The 14,376-nt window shown below is 67.7% G+C and carries 12 protein-coding genes; 7 read left to right on the top strand and 5 right to left on the bottom strand.

From position 1 onward, the window contains the following. The first annotated feature begins 12 nt into the window (after positions 1-12). Complete coding sequence (locus tag BLW05_RS25600) at positions 13-3,222, top strand: multidrug efflux RND transporter permease subunit (protein WP_093166388.1); 3,210 nt, start codon at positions 13-15, stop codon at positions 3,220-3,222. Further along, positions 3,215-4,627 (top strand): efflux transporter outer membrane subunit, encoded by a 1,413-nt coding sequence (locus BLW05_RS25595; RefSeq protein WP_093166387.1) that lies wholly within the window; start codon positions 3,215-3,217, stop codon positions 4,625-4,627. Before BLW05_RS25600 ends, BLW05_RS25595 begins: the two co-directional genes overlap by 8 nt. A gap of 9 nt (positions 4,628-4,636) precedes the next feature. On the opposite strand, the gene BLW05_RS25590 is transcribed toward BLW05_RS25595, so the two are convergent. From BLW05_RS25590 to BLW05_RS25570, 5 genes are all read right to left on the bottom strand, one after another. Then, on the bottom strand, positions 4,637-4,852 hold the full coding sequence (locus BLW05_RS25590; RefSeq protein WP_093166386.1) for a hypothetical protein: 216 nt from the start codon (positions 4,850-4,852) through the stop codon (positions 4,637-4,639). An 85-nt stretch (positions 4,853-4,937) separates the two neighbouring features. Next, positions 4,938-5,771 carry an ABC transporter permease gene (locus BLW05_RS25585; protein WP_093166385.1) on the bottom strand — a complete coding sequence of 278 codons (834 nt, stop codon included), beginning with the start codon at positions 5,769-5,771 and terminating at the stop codon, positions 4,938-4,940. Next, entirely contained in the window at positions 5,768-6,679 is a 912-nt protein-coding gene (locus BLW05_RS25580) for an ABC transporter permease (protein WP_093166468.1), read from the bottom strand. The genes BLW05_RS25585 and BLW05_RS25580 overlap by 4 nt, the downstream gene beginning before the upstream one ends. After that, positions 6,643-7,722, bottom strand: a complete 1,080-nt coding sequence (locus tag BLW05_RS25575) for an ABC transporter ATP-binding protein (protein WP_093166384.1) — start codon at positions 7,720-7,722, stop codon at positions 6,643-6,645. The genes BLW05_RS25580 and BLW05_RS25575 overlap by 37 nt, the downstream gene beginning before the upstream one ends. Continuing rightward, positions 7,719-8,843 carry a polyamine ABC transporter substrate-binding protein gene (locus tag BLW05_RS25570; RefSeq protein WP_093166383.1) on the bottom strand — a complete coding sequence of 375 codons (1,125 nt, stop codon included), beginning with the start codon at positions 8,841-8,843 and terminating at the stop codon, positions 7,719-7,721. Before BLW05_RS25570 ends, BLW05_RS25575 begins: the two co-directional genes overlap by 4 nt. A 150-nt stretch (positions 8,844-8,993) precedes the next feature. On the opposite strand from BLW05_RS25570, the gene BLW05_RS25565 reads away from it, so the two are divergent. The 5 genes from BLW05_RS25565 (at position 8,994) to BLW05_RS25545 (ending at position 14,369) form a co-directional block, all read left to right on the top strand. Beyond that, positions 8,994-9,863: an NAD(P)-dependent oxidoreductase gene (locus BLW05_RS25565; RefSeq protein WP_093166382.1), complete on the top strand. Its 870-nt coding sequence runs from the start codon at positions 8,994-8,996 to the stop codon at positions 9,861-9,863. Between the two features lie 99 nt (positions 9,864-9,962). Beyond that, the gene (locus BLW05_RS25560; protein WP_093166381.1) at positions 9,963-10,535 is read left to right on the top strand and encodes a TetR/AcrR family transcriptional regulator; all 573 of its coding nucleotides are present in this window, start codon (positions 9,963-9,965) and stop codon (positions 10,533-10,535) included. Between the two features lie 75 nt (positions 10,536-10,610). Continuing rightward, the gene (locus BLW05_RS25555; protein ID WP_093166380.1) at positions 10,611-11,084 is read left to right on the top strand and encodes a (2Fe-2S)-binding protein; all 474 of its coding nucleotides are present in this window, start codon (positions 10,611-10,613) and stop codon (positions 11,082-11,084) included. Between the two features lie 14 nt (positions 11,085-11,098). Next, entirely contained in the window at positions 11,099-13,348 is a 2,250-nt protein-coding gene (locus BLW05_RS25550) for a xanthine dehydrogenase family protein molybdopterin-binding subunit (RefSeq protein ID WP_093166467.1), read from the top strand. A gap of 76 nt (positions 13,349-13,424) precedes the next feature. After that, the gene (locus BLW05_RS25545) at positions 13,425-14,369 is read left to right on the top strand and encodes a GAF domain-containing protein (protein ID WP_093166379.1); all 945 of its coding nucleotides are present in this window, start codon (positions 13,425-13,427) and stop codon (positions 14,367-14,369) included. Positions 14,370-14,376 lie beyond the last annotated feature (7 nt).

Below are 14,376 nucleotides of genomic sequence, written 5' to 3'. Positions count from 1 at the left end.
GGAACGCACGAGATGGATCGCTTCTTCGTCTATCGCCCGGTCTTCGCCTGGGTGATCGCGCTTTTCATGGCGCTGTTCGGCCTGATCGCGGTGGCACTCCTGCCGGTCGAGCAATACCCGGATGTCGCGCCGCCCGCGCTCACCGTGCAGGCCGTCTACCCCGGCGCGGACGCGCAGACGCTCGATCGCTCGGTCACCTCGATCATCGAGGACGAGATGAACGGGATCGACAACTTCCTGTACATGTCGTCGATCAGCCGCGCGAACGGCTCGTCGCAGATCACGGTCACGCTGCGGCCCGGCACCGATCTGGACGTCGCGCGCTCGCAGGTGCAGGACCGCCTGAGCCGGGTCGAGCCGCGCCTGCCGCAGCAGGTGCGGCAGCTCGGCATCACCGTGACCAAGTCGTCGTCGGGCTTCCTGATGCTGATCGCGCTGCATTCGCAGGACGGCGCATCGAGCGCCACCTCGATGGGCAACTTCGCCTCGAACAACATCGTCAACGAGCTGCGGCGCATCGGCGGCGTGGGGGATGTGCAGCTCTTCGGCTCGTCCTATGCGATGCGCATCTGGCTCGATCGCGACCGGCTCAACGGCTTCGGGCTCTCGGCCTCCGAGGTGCTGGCCGCGGTCCAGGAGCAGAACAGCCAGACCGCCAGCGGCGGCCTCGGCGACCAGCCGATCGCGCCCGGCTCGGAGTTCAACGCGCAGATCGTGACGCAGAGCCGCTTCTCCACGCCGGAGCAGTTCCGCGAGATCATCGTGCGCGCCAACCCCGACGGTTCCACCGTGCGGCTCGGCGACGTGGCGCGCGTGGAGCTGGGCAACGACAGCTACGGCTTCCGGCTGACGGTCAACGGCCGGGAGTCGGCCGGCCTCGCAGTGCAGCTCGCGAGCGGCGCGAATGCGCTCGCGGTCGCCAACCAGGTGCAGCGGCGGATGAGGGAGCTGGAGCCGATCTTCCCGCCGGGCATGCGCTGGAGCGTGCCCTTCGACACCACGCCCTTCATCACCACCTCGGTCCAGAGCGTGGTGCAGACCATGGTCGAGGCGCTGCTGCTGGTCACGGTGGTGGTGTTTCTCTTCCTCCAGAGCTGGCGCGCGACGCTGATCCCCACGCTGGTGGTGCCGATCGCGCTCGTCGGCACCTGCCTGGGGCTCCAGCTCTTCGGCCTGTCGATCAACCTGCTGTCGCTGTTCGGCATGGTCGTGGCGATCGGCATCCTCAACGACGATGCGATCGTCGTGGTCGAGAACGTCGAGCGCGTGATGCGCGAAGAGGGCCTCAACGCCCGGCAGGCCACGGTCAAGGCCATCGGCCAGATCTCCGGCGCGGTGATTGCCAGCACGCTGGTGCTGGTGGCGGTGTTCGTGCCGATGGCTTTCTTTCCGGGGTCGACCGGCGGCATCTACCGGCAGTTCTCGGTCACGCTGACGGTGTCGATCTTCCTGTCGACGGTGCTCGCGCTGACGCTCGGCGCCGCCCTGTGCGCGGCGCTGCTCAAGGACGACGCCACGCGCGCGCGCGAAGCGGCGGCGGGGCCGCCGGGCGTTTTCGGGCGCCTGCTGAACCGCATCTTCGGCGGCTTCAACCGCGGACTCGAAGCCGGCACCACGAAGTACATCGGCGGCGTGGATTCGATGCTCGGCAAGCCGGGGCGCTGGCTGCTGGTCTTCGTCGCCGCGTGCGTGACGACCGGCTACCTCTTCATGCGCCTGCCCGGTGGCTTCCTGCCGACCGAGGACCAGGGCCACATCTTCGTCTCCTACACCGGCGCGCCGGGCTCGACCACCGCGCGCACGCAGCATGCGGTGGATCAGGTCGAAGCCTTCCTGCGCCAGCAGCCGCAGGTGCGCAACATCGCCTCGGTCACGGGATTCAGCTTCTTCGGGCAGGGCCAGTCGGCCGCGCTGTCCTTCGTCGACCTGAAGCCCTGGAGCGAACGGCGCGGCGAGGAGAACAGCGCCAGCGCACTGGTGCGGCGCGCCAACGCGGCTTTCATGCAGATCCCCGAAGCGCTGATCTTCGCGCTCGATCCGCCGGCCATCCCGTCGCTGGGCAACGCGACCGGCTTCACGATGAAGATCCAGGACCGCAGCGGCATCGGCGGCGCGGCGCTCCAGCAGGCGACCCTGCGCATGATGGCCGAGGCCGCGCAGAGCCCCATCCTCGCCGGCGTGCGCGCCGAAGGCCTGCCGCCCGCGCCGCAGCTCTATGTCGAGATCGACCGCGTGAAGGCGCGCGCGCTCGGGCTGCAGATCGGGCAGGTCAACCAGGCGATGTCGCTCAATTTCGGCGCGAACTACGTGAACGACTTCGTGCTGGACGGCAATGTGCTGCGCGTCTTCATCCAGGCCGATGCGGTGCAGCGCATGCGGCCGGAAGACATCGGCGCGCTGCGCCTGCGCAACGCCCAGGGCGAGATGGTGCCTTTCTCGGCCTTCACGCGCGTGCGCTGGATCTCGGGCCCGCAGCAACTGGAGCGCTACAACGGCTTTCCCTCGGCAACCGTGTCGGGGCAGGCGGCCGCGGGCCAGTCGAGCGGCGCGGCGTTGGTGGAAATGGAACGCATCGCCAAGCGCGTGCTGACCGGCAGCCTCGCGTTCGAATGGACCGGCACCGCGTTCGAGGAGCGGCAGGCCGGCGGCCAGATCCCGCTGCTGCTGGGGCTGTCGCTGGTCGTTGTCTTCCTGCTGCTCGCGGCGCTCTACGAGAGCTGGGCGATCCCGGTGGCGGTGCTCATGATCCTGCCGTTCGGCATCGCGGGTGCGGTGCTGTTGACGATGGCGCGCGGGCTTTCCGCCGACGTGTACTTCAACATCGGCCTCATCACCATCATCGGTCTCGCGGCCAAGAACGCGATCCTGATCGTCGAGTTCGCGATCAAGGAAGAGGCCGAGGGCAAGGATCCGCTCACCGCCGCGAAGAACGGCGCGCAGCAGCGGCTGCGGCCGATCCTGATGACCAGCGTGACCTTCGTGCTGGGCATGATGCCGCTGGTGCTGGCGACCGGCGCGGGCGCGGCGAGCCGGCAGGCGGTCGGTACCGGCGTGATGGGCAGCATGCTCGCGGCGACCTTCTTCGGCATCTTCTTCACGCCGCTCTTCTACGTCACGGCGCGCAAATGGCTGAGCCGCGAGAAGAAGTTCAGCGAGGAAGAGGACGAACGCGCGCTTCGCGAGGCGCCGCCGCCCCCGAAGGAAGGGCAGGGGCATGCCTGAGCGCCGAGCATTCGTGCTGGCCGCGGCCTGCTGCGCGCTCGCCGCGTGCAACCACGCGCCGACATACCAGCAGCCCGAGCTCCCGGTCGCCGAGCGTTTCGAGACGGCCGACGCGCCGGGCGGCCAGCGCGCGACCGAGATCGGCTGGGAGCGCTTCTTCGGCGATCCGCAACTCAAGTTCCTGATCAGTGCCGCGCTCGCCAACAACCGCGACCTGGCCGCCTCGGTGGCGCGCATCGAACAGGCGCGCGCGCAATACCGCATCCAGGATTCGGCGCGCCTGCCGCAGGTGAACGCCACCGCCGGCGCATCGCGCACGCAGGCGCCGCTCAGCCAGCTGGAGCCCGAGCTGCCGCCCAACGACGCGACCTTCATCTTCAACCAATACAACGTGCAGGCGGTGATGGCCTCGTACGAGCTCGATTTCTGGGGCCGGGTCGCCAACCTCAGCGAAGCCGCGCGCCGCCGCTATCTCGCGACGGTGGAGGGCGATCGCGCGTTCCGGCTGTCGCTGATCGGCAGCGTGGCGGCCGCCTACTACGCGATCCGCGCGGGCGAGGAGGGCATCGAGCTCGCCGCGCACACGGTCGCGGCGCGGGAATACGCGCTGGCGATCGCCAGGCTGCGCCTCGATGCCGGCGTGACCTCGACGGTCGACTACGACCAGGCGGCCATCCTCGTGACGCAGGCCCGGACGCAGCTCGCCGAGCTTCAGCGATCGACCGAACAGCGGCGTGCGCAGTTGAACGTGCTCGTCGGCGGACCGGTGCAGGGGCCGCTGCCCACCGCGCGCGCGATCGAAGACCCTGGCCAGTTCGCGAGCCTCGATGCAGGCCTGCCGTCGGACCTGCTCACGAACCGGCCGGACATCCTGCAGGCCGAGCAGCAGCTGCGCGCATCGAATGCCGACATCGGCGCGGCGCGGGCCGCCTATTTCCCCCGCATCGCGCTCACCGGCAACTTCGGCTATGCCTCGCCGGAGCTCGGCGACCTGTTCAGGAGCGGCAGCCAGGCGTGGTCCGTGGGCGGCCTGGTGAGCCTGCCGATCTTCGATGCGGGCCTGCGGCAGGCACAACTCGGCGTCGCCGAGGCGCGGCGCGACGAACTCGTCGCCCTCTACCAGCGCACGGTGCAGACCGCGTTCAGCGAAGTCTCCGAGGCGCTGATCGGCCGGCGGCGCTACCAGGAGCAGATCCTCGCGCAGGAAGCCGCGGTCCAGTCGCAGCGGCGCCTCGCCGAAGTGGCGCAGCTGCGCTACGAGAACGGCATCTCCATCTATCTCGAAGTGGTCGACGCGCGGCGCAATCTCTTTTCGGCCGAGCAGCAGCTGATCCAGTTGCGCGCGACGGCCCTGCAGAACGGCGTGGCGCTCTACGTGGCGCTCGGCGGCGGACTCCAGCCCTGAGGCGGTCGCTCAGGCAGGCTGCAGTTCGATGAGGCCCTGCTCGACGTAGCGTTCGTACTCATCGAGCGGAATCGCGGCGATCTGAGGGTTGCCGGCGTCGCCCCAGCTCAGCACCGCGCTGTCCGGGTTCAGCTGAACTTCCAGCGGCCCCTTCGGGATCGCGATCAAGGGGCCGTCGCCGGCCCTGTACTCGACGTTGCCCTTCACTCGTGCATTCGCGGCCATGCTGATCTCCAAGCGGTCTGAATGCTGCAGAGCGTAGGGCAGCGCAGGGCGGCGACCGTCGTCGAACAGCGCATGCCCCTGTACGCTAGTGTGCTTTCAGCTGCTCCCTGAAACGTCGCCGCTCCCGCGACGCGATCCAGTAGCTCGTCAGCAGGACGAACACCCCGACGACTGCGACCACCACGGTCGCCAGTGCATTGACCGTCGGGTCCAGCCCCAGGCGCGCTCGCGAGAAGATCACCAGCGGCAACGTGGTCGAGCCCGGCCCCGAGAGGAAGGCGGACATCACCACGTCGTCCAGCGACAGGGTGAAGGTCAGGAGCCATGCCGCCGCCATCGACTGCGCGATCATGGGCAGCGTGACCAGGAAGAAGACTTCGAGCGGCCGGGCGCCCAGGTCTTGCGCAGCTTCCTCGTATTGCGGATTCAGGTCGCGCAGGCGGGCGCCGATCACCACGGTGGCATAGGCGATGCCCACCAGCAGGTGGCCCAGCCAGATGGTGACGAGCCCGCGCTCCGGCACGCCGAGCCATCGCTGCACCAGCACCAGCATCAGCAGCAGCGACAGGCCGACGATCACCTCCGGCATCACGAGCGGGGCGCTGACCATGGCCGAGAACAGCACGCGGCCCCTGAAGCGCGGGAAGCGCTGGAGCGCGAAAGCGGCCAAGGTCCCGAGGACGATGGACCCGGTGGCGGTGCCCGCCGCGACGCGCAGCGACAGGAAGAGACCCTCCCGGATCGCATCGTCCGCCATCAGCTTGCGATACCAGCGCAGGCTGAACCCGGCCCACACGTTGGGCACCGGCGAATCGGTGAAGCTGAAGACGATCAGCGAGACGATCGGCAGGTAGAGAAAGGCGAACCCGAGCGCCAGCCACGTGCGGCTGGTCCAGCGGGCGGTGCGCGTCGCGATCATCGGGCCGCCGCCTTCGCCTGGCTGTCGTTGAAGATCGCCAGCGGCACGATGATGAGCAGCACCATCGTCACCGCAATGCTCGATGCCATGGGCCAGTCGTTGTTGGAGAAGAACTCGTCCCACAGCACGCGTCCGATCATGAGCGTCTCCGGGCCGCCGAGCAGCTCGGGGATCACGTATTCGCCGACGCACGGAATGAAGACGAGCATTGCCCCCGCGAGGATGCCGGCCCGCGACATCGGCACCGTGATGCGCCAGAACGCCTGCCACGGCGTGGCGCCGAGGTCCTGCGCGGCCTCGAGCAGCCGCAGGTCCAGCTTGGCCAGCGTGCCGTACAGCGGCAGCACCATGAAGGGCAGGTAGGTGTAGACCATGCCCAGGATGAGCGAGAAGGGCGTGTACATGAACTGCCCGGGCGCCGAGACGAGGCCCAGCGGCAGCAGCAGCTGGTCGGCATGCAGATGGCCCAGCAGGCGACCGACCCAGCCGGTCTCCGCGTCCAGGAGGCCTTTCCAGGCGTAGACGCGAAGAAGAAAGCTGGTCCAGAAGGGCAGCATCACGCCCATCAGCAGCAGGGGCTGGGCCGCGGCCGATGCGCGCGCCATGAAGTACGCGAACGGATAGCCGATGGCCAGACAGATCAGCGTCGTGACCCCCGCGTACATCAGCGACTGCGCGTAGGTCGAGAGATAGATCTCGTCGGTGAGGAGCGTCACGTAGCTGCCGAGGTGGAGCCCGGCGGTCCTCGCGCCCTCCATCTCGGCGAAGCTGATGCGCAGCACGATCAGGAAGGGCAGCAGGAAGAAGACGAGCAGCCACACGTAGGGCGTGCCGATCACGACATGCCGGGCCTTGAGCGCGAAAGACGTCTTCACCCGGTCAGCACGACCTGCGAGGTCGGCAGCCATTGCGCCCACACCGCATCGCCCTGCGCCGGCGCCCCTTCGAGCGCGTGGCTGCCGACATGGACCTTGAGGCGGGCACCGCTGGGCAATCCCAGGTGGTACATCGTGTAGTCGCCGAAGTACGACTGCGCCATCACCACGCCTTGAACCTGGTTGGCATCGCCGGCGGGCTTCTCGCGCGTGAGAAGGATCTTCTCCGGCCGGATCGCCACGGTGACCGGCTGGCCCTGCAGGCCCGTGATGCTGCGCTCGACCTGGTGCAGCATGTCCGCGCATCGGATCTCGGCATGGGCGGCGTCGCTTGCGACGACCGTGCCTTCCATCAGATTGACGCTGCCCACGAAGTCGGCCACGAACCGGGTCGCCGGCCTTTCGTAGATCTCGACCGGGCTGCCCACCTGCACGAAGCGCCCCTCGCTCATCACCGCCATGCGCGAGGCCATCGTCATCGCCTCTTCCTGGTCGTGTGTGACCACCACGCAGGTCACGCCGACCTGCCGGATGATGTTGACGAGCTCGATCCGGGTGGCTTCGCGCAGCTTGCGGTCCAGCGCGCCGAGCGGCTCGTCGAGCAGCAGCAGCTTCGGGCGCTTGGCGAGGCTGCGCGCGAGGGCCACGCGCTGCTGCTGGCCCCCGGAGAGCTGGTGCGGCTTTCGACGGGCGAGGGGAGCGAGTTGCACCAGCCGCAGCATCTCCTCGACGCGCGAGGCGATCTCGGCCTTCGGGCGCCGGTCGCGCCGAAGGCCGAACGCGACGTTGTCCCACACCGACAGGTGCGGAAAAAGCGCGTACGACTGGAACATCATGTTGATCGGCCGCTCGTAGGGCGGCCGGCCCGCGAGATCCTCGCCATCGAGCACGACGCGCCCCGACGACGGCGTCTCGAAGCCCGCGAGCACCCGCAAGAGGGTGGTCTTGCCGCAGCCCGATGAGCCGAGCAGCGCGAAGATCTCGCCGCGCGCGATGTCCAGGCGGACCTGGTCCACCGCGCGGAAGTCACCGAAGTCCTTGGTGACCGATTCGATGCGCAGGAAGCTGCCCGTCACCGGTTGGCCTTGAAGTTCGTGAAGGTCCGCGTGACGAGCCGGAGCGTGGCCTGGTCGGGCGTGTCGGGGGCGATCATCCCGGCGAGCTCCGCCGCGTCGGGGAACACGGCCTTGTCCTTCGCCAACGCCGGATCGACGAACTTCATCGCGGCCTTGTTGGGGTTCGCGTAGAACACCTTGTTCGTGAGCGACGCATCCACCTCGGGCCGCAGGATGTAGTTGATCCACTTGTAGGCGTTCTCCTTGTGCTTCGCATCCTTGGGAATCGCCATCGTGTCGAAGAACAGCAGGCCGCCCATCTTCGGCAGCAGCACCTGCAAGTCCTGCGGGTTGCGCGCCTTGTTCGACTTGTCCTTGGCGATCATGATGTCGCCCGACCAGCCGATCACGGCGCAGAGCTGGCCCTTGGCCATCTGGTCGATGTAGTCCGAACCCGATCCGGAGAAACGCGTCACGTAGGGCCGCACCGCCTTGAGCATGTCCCCCGTGGCCTTGTAGTCCGCCGGGTCCTTGCTGCGCGGATCTTTGCCGAGGTACTTCAGGGCGATGGGCAGGATCTCCGAGGGCGTGTCCAGGAAGGAGACGCCGCAACTCTTGAGCTTTGCCACGTACTCGGGCTTGAAGACGAGGTCCCAGGCGTTCTCGGGCATGGGCAGGCTGCCCAGCGCCTTCTTCGCCTTGTCCGCGTTGATGCCCACGGTGGTGTAGCCCCACAGCCAGTCGACGAGGTAGTCGTTGCCCGGGTCCATCTTCGCGAGCTGCGCCTCGATCGCCGGGTCGAGGTTGGCGAGGTTGGGGATCTTCGACTTGTCCAGCTTCTGCAGCAGCCCGGCCTGGATCTGCATCTTCGCGAAGTGCGAGCCCGGAACGACGACGTCGTAGCCGGACATGCCGGCGACCAGCTTGGCGTGGAGGGCCTCGTTGCTGTCGAACAGGTCGTAGCGGACCTTGATGCCGGTCTCTTTCTCGAAGTTCCGGATCGTGTCGTCGGCGATGTAGTCGCCCCAGTTGTAGACGTTGAGCACCTGCTCCTCGTCGTCGGCCCGCGCGGGGGCCGAAGCCAGCGCGGCACAGGCCAGGAGTGCATGAACGATCACGCAGCGATTCAGCCAGGTTTTCATTGCCAGATCTCCACCTGAAACAGACGGGCTCCCTGACTGACCCTGACCCGCAACGGGCCCTCCGAGTTCCGGCCGTCCGTCATCCGGCAGCCTGTCGATCGACAATACCTGCACGCTGGAAAACGACAACGATCCTAAAAAGGTGAACCAATGAAGAACATCGGCATGGTGGGCATCGGCATGATGGGCCACGGCATCGCAAGCAACATCGTCAAGCGCGACTTCCAACTCGGCGTGTTCGAGCACCCGGGCAACCAGCCGCTGGACGATCTCAAGGCCGCGGGCGCCACCACCTTCACCAGCCTGAAGGCGCTGGCGGCGCAGTCCGACGCGATCATCCTCGTGCTCACCGGCTCGCCGCAGGTGGAAGCGGTGCTGCAGGGCGCGGACGGGATTCTCGAAGGGCTGAGGCCCGGTGCCGTGGTGATCGATTGCTCGACCGCGATCCCGTCGTCCACCGCGCGCGTGGCAGACGCGGTCGAAGCGGCCGGAGGCCGCTTTCTGGACAGCCCCATGACGCGCACGCCCAAGGAAGCCGCCGAGGGCCGGCTGAACCTGCTGGTCGGCGGCGACGCGGCGCTGCTGGAGGAATGCCTGCCGCTTCTGAAATGCTTCGCCGAGAACATCACGCACGTGGGCCCGGTCGGCGCCGGCCACAGCATGAAGCTGCTGCACAACTATGTGTCGCTCGGCATGGTCACGCTGCTGTCGGAAGCCGCGGCCTGCGCGCAGCGCAACGGCGTTGCGCCCGCGGCCTTCGTCGACGTGCTCGCGAAGGGCGGCGGCGGCGGCATCGCGCTGGAGCGGCTCAAGCCTTTCCTGCTGAGCGGCGATGTGTCCGGGCTGCGCTTCTCCGTCGCCAATGCGCGCAAGGACCTGGACTACTACAACACCATGGCCACGGACGCGGGCACGCACAAGGCGATTGCCGCGGCGGTGCTCTCGACGCTGGAGCAGGCGCTGGCGCGGGCACCCGAGGCATTGGTGCCGGAGTTGCCTGCGATCCTCGGGCGGACGTGACGGCGCAGCCGCCGGCCCGGTGAATTGCGCGGGTTGATTGCTGGGTATTGAGCGAATATTTGTTCGCCAAAGGGCGAGAAGGCGCTAAGATCCCCCATCGTGAAACCCAAGGACGACGAAAAGCTCCGCGCCATCGCAGAAGCCACGTTTGCGCTGGTCGAACAGACCGGCCTGAGCGGCTTGACCATGGCGGCCATCGCGCGCGAGGCGGGCCTGGCCACGGGCACGCTGTACGTCTACTTCAAGTCGAAGGAAGAGTTGATGGTCGCGCTCTACGAGCAGGCCAAGACGACGACCGCCGCCAGCCTCATGCACGGCGATGACCCGAAGGCGCCGTTTCGCAGCCGCTTCCAGCGCATGTGGATGAACTGGCTCGATCACCGCCTGACGCACTATGCGCAGGTCGTCTTCCTGGAGCAGTACTACAACTCGCCCTGGTTCAGCGAAGAGAGCCGCAATCTCTCCGCCCGGCTGATCAAGGGCTGGGTCGACCTGATCGAGTCGGCCAAGGCGCAGCAGATCCTGAAGGACGTGCCCACGGTGCTGCTGATCAACAGCTTCGGCGGCTCGGTGCGCGAGACCGCCAACCTGCTTCGCTCCGGCGCGCTGGCCCGCACGGACGAGAACCTGGCGATGGCCTTCGGGCTCTGCTGGGACGGCATCAAGGCCTGAACCACTTGACCTGATCCTGGCACAGGTCTATTGTTTGGCCGAACTAATATTCACCGAAGAAGAGAAAGCCCCACCATGACCACCCTGAACATCAACGGCAAGGACCGGCAGGTCGACGCCGACCCTTCGACCCCCATCCTCTGGGCCCTGCGCGACACGCTGGGCATGACCGGCACCAAGTTCGGCTGCGGCGCGGCGCTGTGCGGCGCCTGCACCGTGCACCTCAACGGCCAGGCGATCCGCTCGTGCGTGACGCCGATCTCCGCCGCTGCGGGCCAGAAGATCACCACCATCGAAGCGGTCACCGCTGGCGGCGACAAGGTCGGCAAGGCGGTGCACGACGCCTGGGTCAAGCATGACGTGGCGCAGTGCGGCTACTGCCAGAGCGGCCAGATCATGTCGGCCACCGCCTTCCTGAAGACCGTCACGCCCGGCAAGCTGCCCAGCGAAGCCGAGATCGATTCGGCCATGGCCGGCAACATCTGCCGCTGCGGCACCTACGCGCGCATCCGCGCCGCGGTCGCCGACGCCGCCAAGGCACTGGCTTGAAGAAGGAGATCACCATGCACTTCGATCAAGCCACCTTCGAGCTGCCCGCCAACCTCCGCGCGCTGATGGCGCGAGACGGGGACACCACCGAACCCGGCCTGCCGCGCCGCAGCTTCCTGAAGCTCACGGCGGTGAGTGGCTTCGCGCTTGGCGTCTTCCCGATGGCCGCGCTCGCGCAGGACACGAGCGCAGCGGCCGCCAGGCCGGCAGCCCTGAAGCCGCTGCAGCAGCCGGCGGCCTTCGTGCGCATCGACCGCGACGGCACCACCACCATCACCATCAACCGGCTCGACTTCGGGCAGGGCGTGCAGACCGGATTGCCGATGATCCTGGCGGAAGAACTCGACGCCGACTGGTCGAAGGTCAAGAGCGTCCACGGCACCAACGATCCGGCCTATGTCGACCCCGCCTTCGGCATGCACATCACGGGCGGCTCGGGTTCGATCAAGAACTCGTACACGCAATACCGCGAACTCGGCGCGCGTACCCGCGCCATGCTGGTCAGCGCGGCAGCGGCGCAATGGAAGGTGGATGCCGCGACGCTGCAGACGCGCAACGGCGTCGTCATCGGCCCCGGCGGCAAGCAACTCGGCTACGGCGAGCTGGCCGAAGCGGCGATGAAGCTGCCGGTGCCCGAGACCGTCAAGCTCAAGGATCCGAAGGACTTCCGCCTGATCGGCAAACCCACCGGGCGGCTCGACGCGCAGGCCAAGTCCAGCGGCCACCAGGACTACGGCATCGACATGCGCCTGCCCGGCATGCTGACCGCCGTCGTGTCGCATCCGCCGGTATTCGGCGCCAGGCTCAAGTCGGTGGACGACAGCGCCGCGAAGGCGATCAAGGGTGTCAAGGCCGTGCTGCGTGTATCGCTGGACCGCGGCGCCGAAGGCGTGGCCGTGGTCGCCGACGGCTACTGGCCGGCCAAGCAGGGCCGCGATGCGCTCAAGATCGAATGGGACAACAGCAGCGTCGAGAAGGTCGACAGCGAGAAGCAGCTCGCGCAATACCGCGAGCTCGCGACGAAGCCAGGGAATCGCAAGTACGACGCCGACGTCTCGAAGCTCGCAGGAGCCCCGCACAAGATCGAGGCCGAGTTCGTCTTCCCCTACCTCGCGCATGCGCCGATGGAGCCGCTGAACTGCACCGTCAGCCTGGCCGGCGGCAAGGCCGAGGTGTGGACCGGCACGCAGATGCCGGGCATCGACGGCATGGCCGCCGCGAAGGTGCTGGGCGTGCCGCCCGAGAACGTCAAGGTCAACGTGCAGATGGCGGGTGGCGGCTTCGGCCGTCGCGGCCTCTTGACCAGCGACTTCGTGGCCGAGGCCTGCAGCGTCGTCAAGGCCGCGCAGGCCGCGGGCATCAAGGCGCCGATCCGCACGCTGTGGAGCCGCGAGGACGACATCAAGGGCGGCTACTACCGACCGATGCATCTGCACACCGCGAAGATCGGCTTCGACGCGCAGGGCAAGGTCTCCGGCTGGGACCACGTCATCGTCGGCCAGTCGCTGCTGATGGGCAGCATGTTCGAGCCGATGATGGTCAAGGACGGCATCGACGCCACCGCCGTCGAGGGCATGAAGGAGCCGTACGACCTGCCGATGCGGCTCACGGTGCATCACCCGAAGCTCAACGTGCCGGTGCTCTGGTGGCGCAGCGTGGGCTCGACCCACACCGGGTTCGTCATGGAAACGCTGCTCGACGAGATCGCCCGCACCACGAAGCAGGACCCGGTCGCCTACCGCATGAAGCTCATCGGCGACCAGCACCCGCGCCACAAGGCGGCACTGCAACTCGCGGTGGACCAATCCGGCTACGGCAAGAAGAAGCTCGACGCGGGCCGTGCCTGGGGCGTGGCGGTGCACGAATCCTTCAACTCGGTGGTGGCCTATGTGGTCGAAGCCTCGGTGAAGGACGGCACGCCGATCCTGCACAGCGTGACGGCGGGCGTGCACTGCAATCTCGCGGTCAATCCGAAGAGCGTGGAGGCGCAAGTGCAGGGCGGTGCGGCGATGGGCCTGTCGATGTGCCTGCCCGGCGCGGCGATCACGCTGAAGGACGGCGTGGTGCAACAGAGCAACTTCGGCGATTTCGTCGTGCCGCGAATCACCGATATGCCGCAGATCGCCGTCCACATCGTGCCGAGCGCCGACGCGCCCACCGGCATGGGCGAGCCGGGGTTGCCGCCGCTTGCGCCGGCGTTTGCGAATGCGGTGGCGGCGATCACCGGGAAGCCGGTGCGGGAGTTGCCTTTCAAGCTGGCTTGAGGAACGGACGACCAGCGCGAGAACTGATCCATCTGGCCTGCAACTTGCATGAGCAATTTGCACGCCGAAAGGGATCATGACCGCCACTTTCATCAAGGCAGCCGAACTCTGGATTCCGAGCCACGACGGTTCGCTGCTCGAGTTTGGCGGTGGGGCGTTCGGGACTGCCAGGCGATTCGCGGCCATCAGCCGGGAGTTGTGCTTCGGCCGCGGCGAGGGACTGCCCGGGCGGGCCTGGGAGGAGCGCAGGCCCATCCTCCTGCCGCAGTTCGAAGGCTCGTTCTTCCGTCGCAACGCCGCGGCCAAGGCGGCCGGTTTCACCTGCGCCATTGCGCTGCCGACCTTTGTGGATGACCGCCTCATTTCGGTGCTCGTGATCTTCTGCGGTCATGAGGCCAAGGGCCGTGGCGCACTCGAGCTGTGGCGCGACGACGCTGCAGGTCGCGGCGAAATGACCCTCGTCGATGGTGCGTTCGGGCAAGCCCAGACCTTCGAGACGATATCGCGCCAGACCCAGCTCCAGCGTGGTGCGGGCCTGCCGGGCCAGGCGTGGCTGAGCGGCCATGCCGTCTTTCTGGATGATCTGCCGGCCTCGCCGGGGCGCTTCGTACGCACTCGACAGGCCGCTGCAGCCGGTCTGCAGCGCGGCCTGGCCATTCCGTTCGCGTCGCAGCAGGGCGAGCGCCATGTCGTGACCTTCCTCGCCGCTGCCGACCTGCCACTGGCAGGGCGCATCGAGCAATGGACATTGGACGAGCCCGAGGCCCGACTGCGGCGGGTCTTCGCATTCAGCGAGTTGCACGGCGGGGCGTCGCGAATCGAGGCCACGCTGCCCCTGTCGACGCCGAGCGGATCGATCGTCAAGGCGTGGACCCGCGGGACGCCCGTGATCAATGACTGGCCCGCCGATGAGTCGGGAGCGCCGGCTGCCGCGGCTGCATCGATCGGCGCCTGGGCATTGCTGGCGATACCGGTGATGTCGAAGGGCTCGGTGGTCGAGGTGGTGGCGCTGTATTTGTAGCGGCTGT

The sequence above is a fragment of the Variovorax sp. YR216 genome (assembly GCF_900107745.1).
Classification (GTDB): Bacteria; Pseudomonadota; Gammaproteobacteria; order Burkholderiales; family Burkholderiaceae_C; genus Variovorax.
This window is presented reverse-complemented; position numbering and strand designations above follow the sequence as displayed.

What these genes read in the sequence shown, in the direction of transcription:
- BLW05_RS25565 (WP_093166382.1), top strand. Translation starts at nt 8,994, where the DNA reads ATGAAGAACATCGGCATGGTGGGCATCGGCATGATGGGCCACGGCATC.
- BLW05_RS25555 (WP_093166380.1), top strand. Translation starts at nt 10,611, where the DNA reads ATGACCACCCTGAACATCAACGGCAAGGACCGGCAGGTCGACGCCGAC.
- BLW05_RS25600 (WP_093166388.1), top strand. Translation starts at nt 13, where the DNA reads ATGGATCGCTTCTTCGTCTATCGCCCGGTCTTCGCCTGGGTGATCGCG.
- BLW05_RS25550 (WP_093166467.1), top strand. Translation starts at nt 11,099, where the DNA reads ATGCACTTCGATCAAGCCACCTTCGAGCTGCCCGCCAACCTCCGCGCG.
- BLW05_RS25545 (WP_093166379.1), top strand. Translation starts at nt 13,425, where the DNA reads ATGACCGCCACTTTCATCAAGGCAGCCGAACTCTGGATTCCGAGCCAC.
- BLW05_RS25570 (WP_093166383.1), bottom strand. Translation starts at nt 8,843, where the DNA reads ATGAAAACCTGGCTGAATCGCTGCGTGATCGTTCATGCACTCCTGGCC.
- BLW05_RS25585 (WP_093166385.1), bottom strand. Translation starts at nt 5,771, where the DNA reads ATGATCGCGACGCGCACCGCCCGCTGGACCAGCCGCACGTGGCTGGCG.
- BLW05_RS25580 (WP_093166468.1), bottom strand. Translation starts at nt 6,679, where the DNA reads ATGGCTGCCGACCTCGCAGGTCGTGCTGACCGGGTGAAGACGTCTTTC.
- BLW05_RS25590 (WP_093166386.1), bottom strand. Translation starts at nt 4,852, where the DNA reads ATGGCCGCGAATGCACGAGTGAAGGGCAACGTCGAGTACAGGGCCGGC.
- BLW05_RS25595 (WP_093166387.1), top strand. Translation starts at nt 3,215, where the DNA reads ATGCCTGAGCGCCGAGCATTCGTGCTGGCCGCGGCCTGCTGCGCGCTC.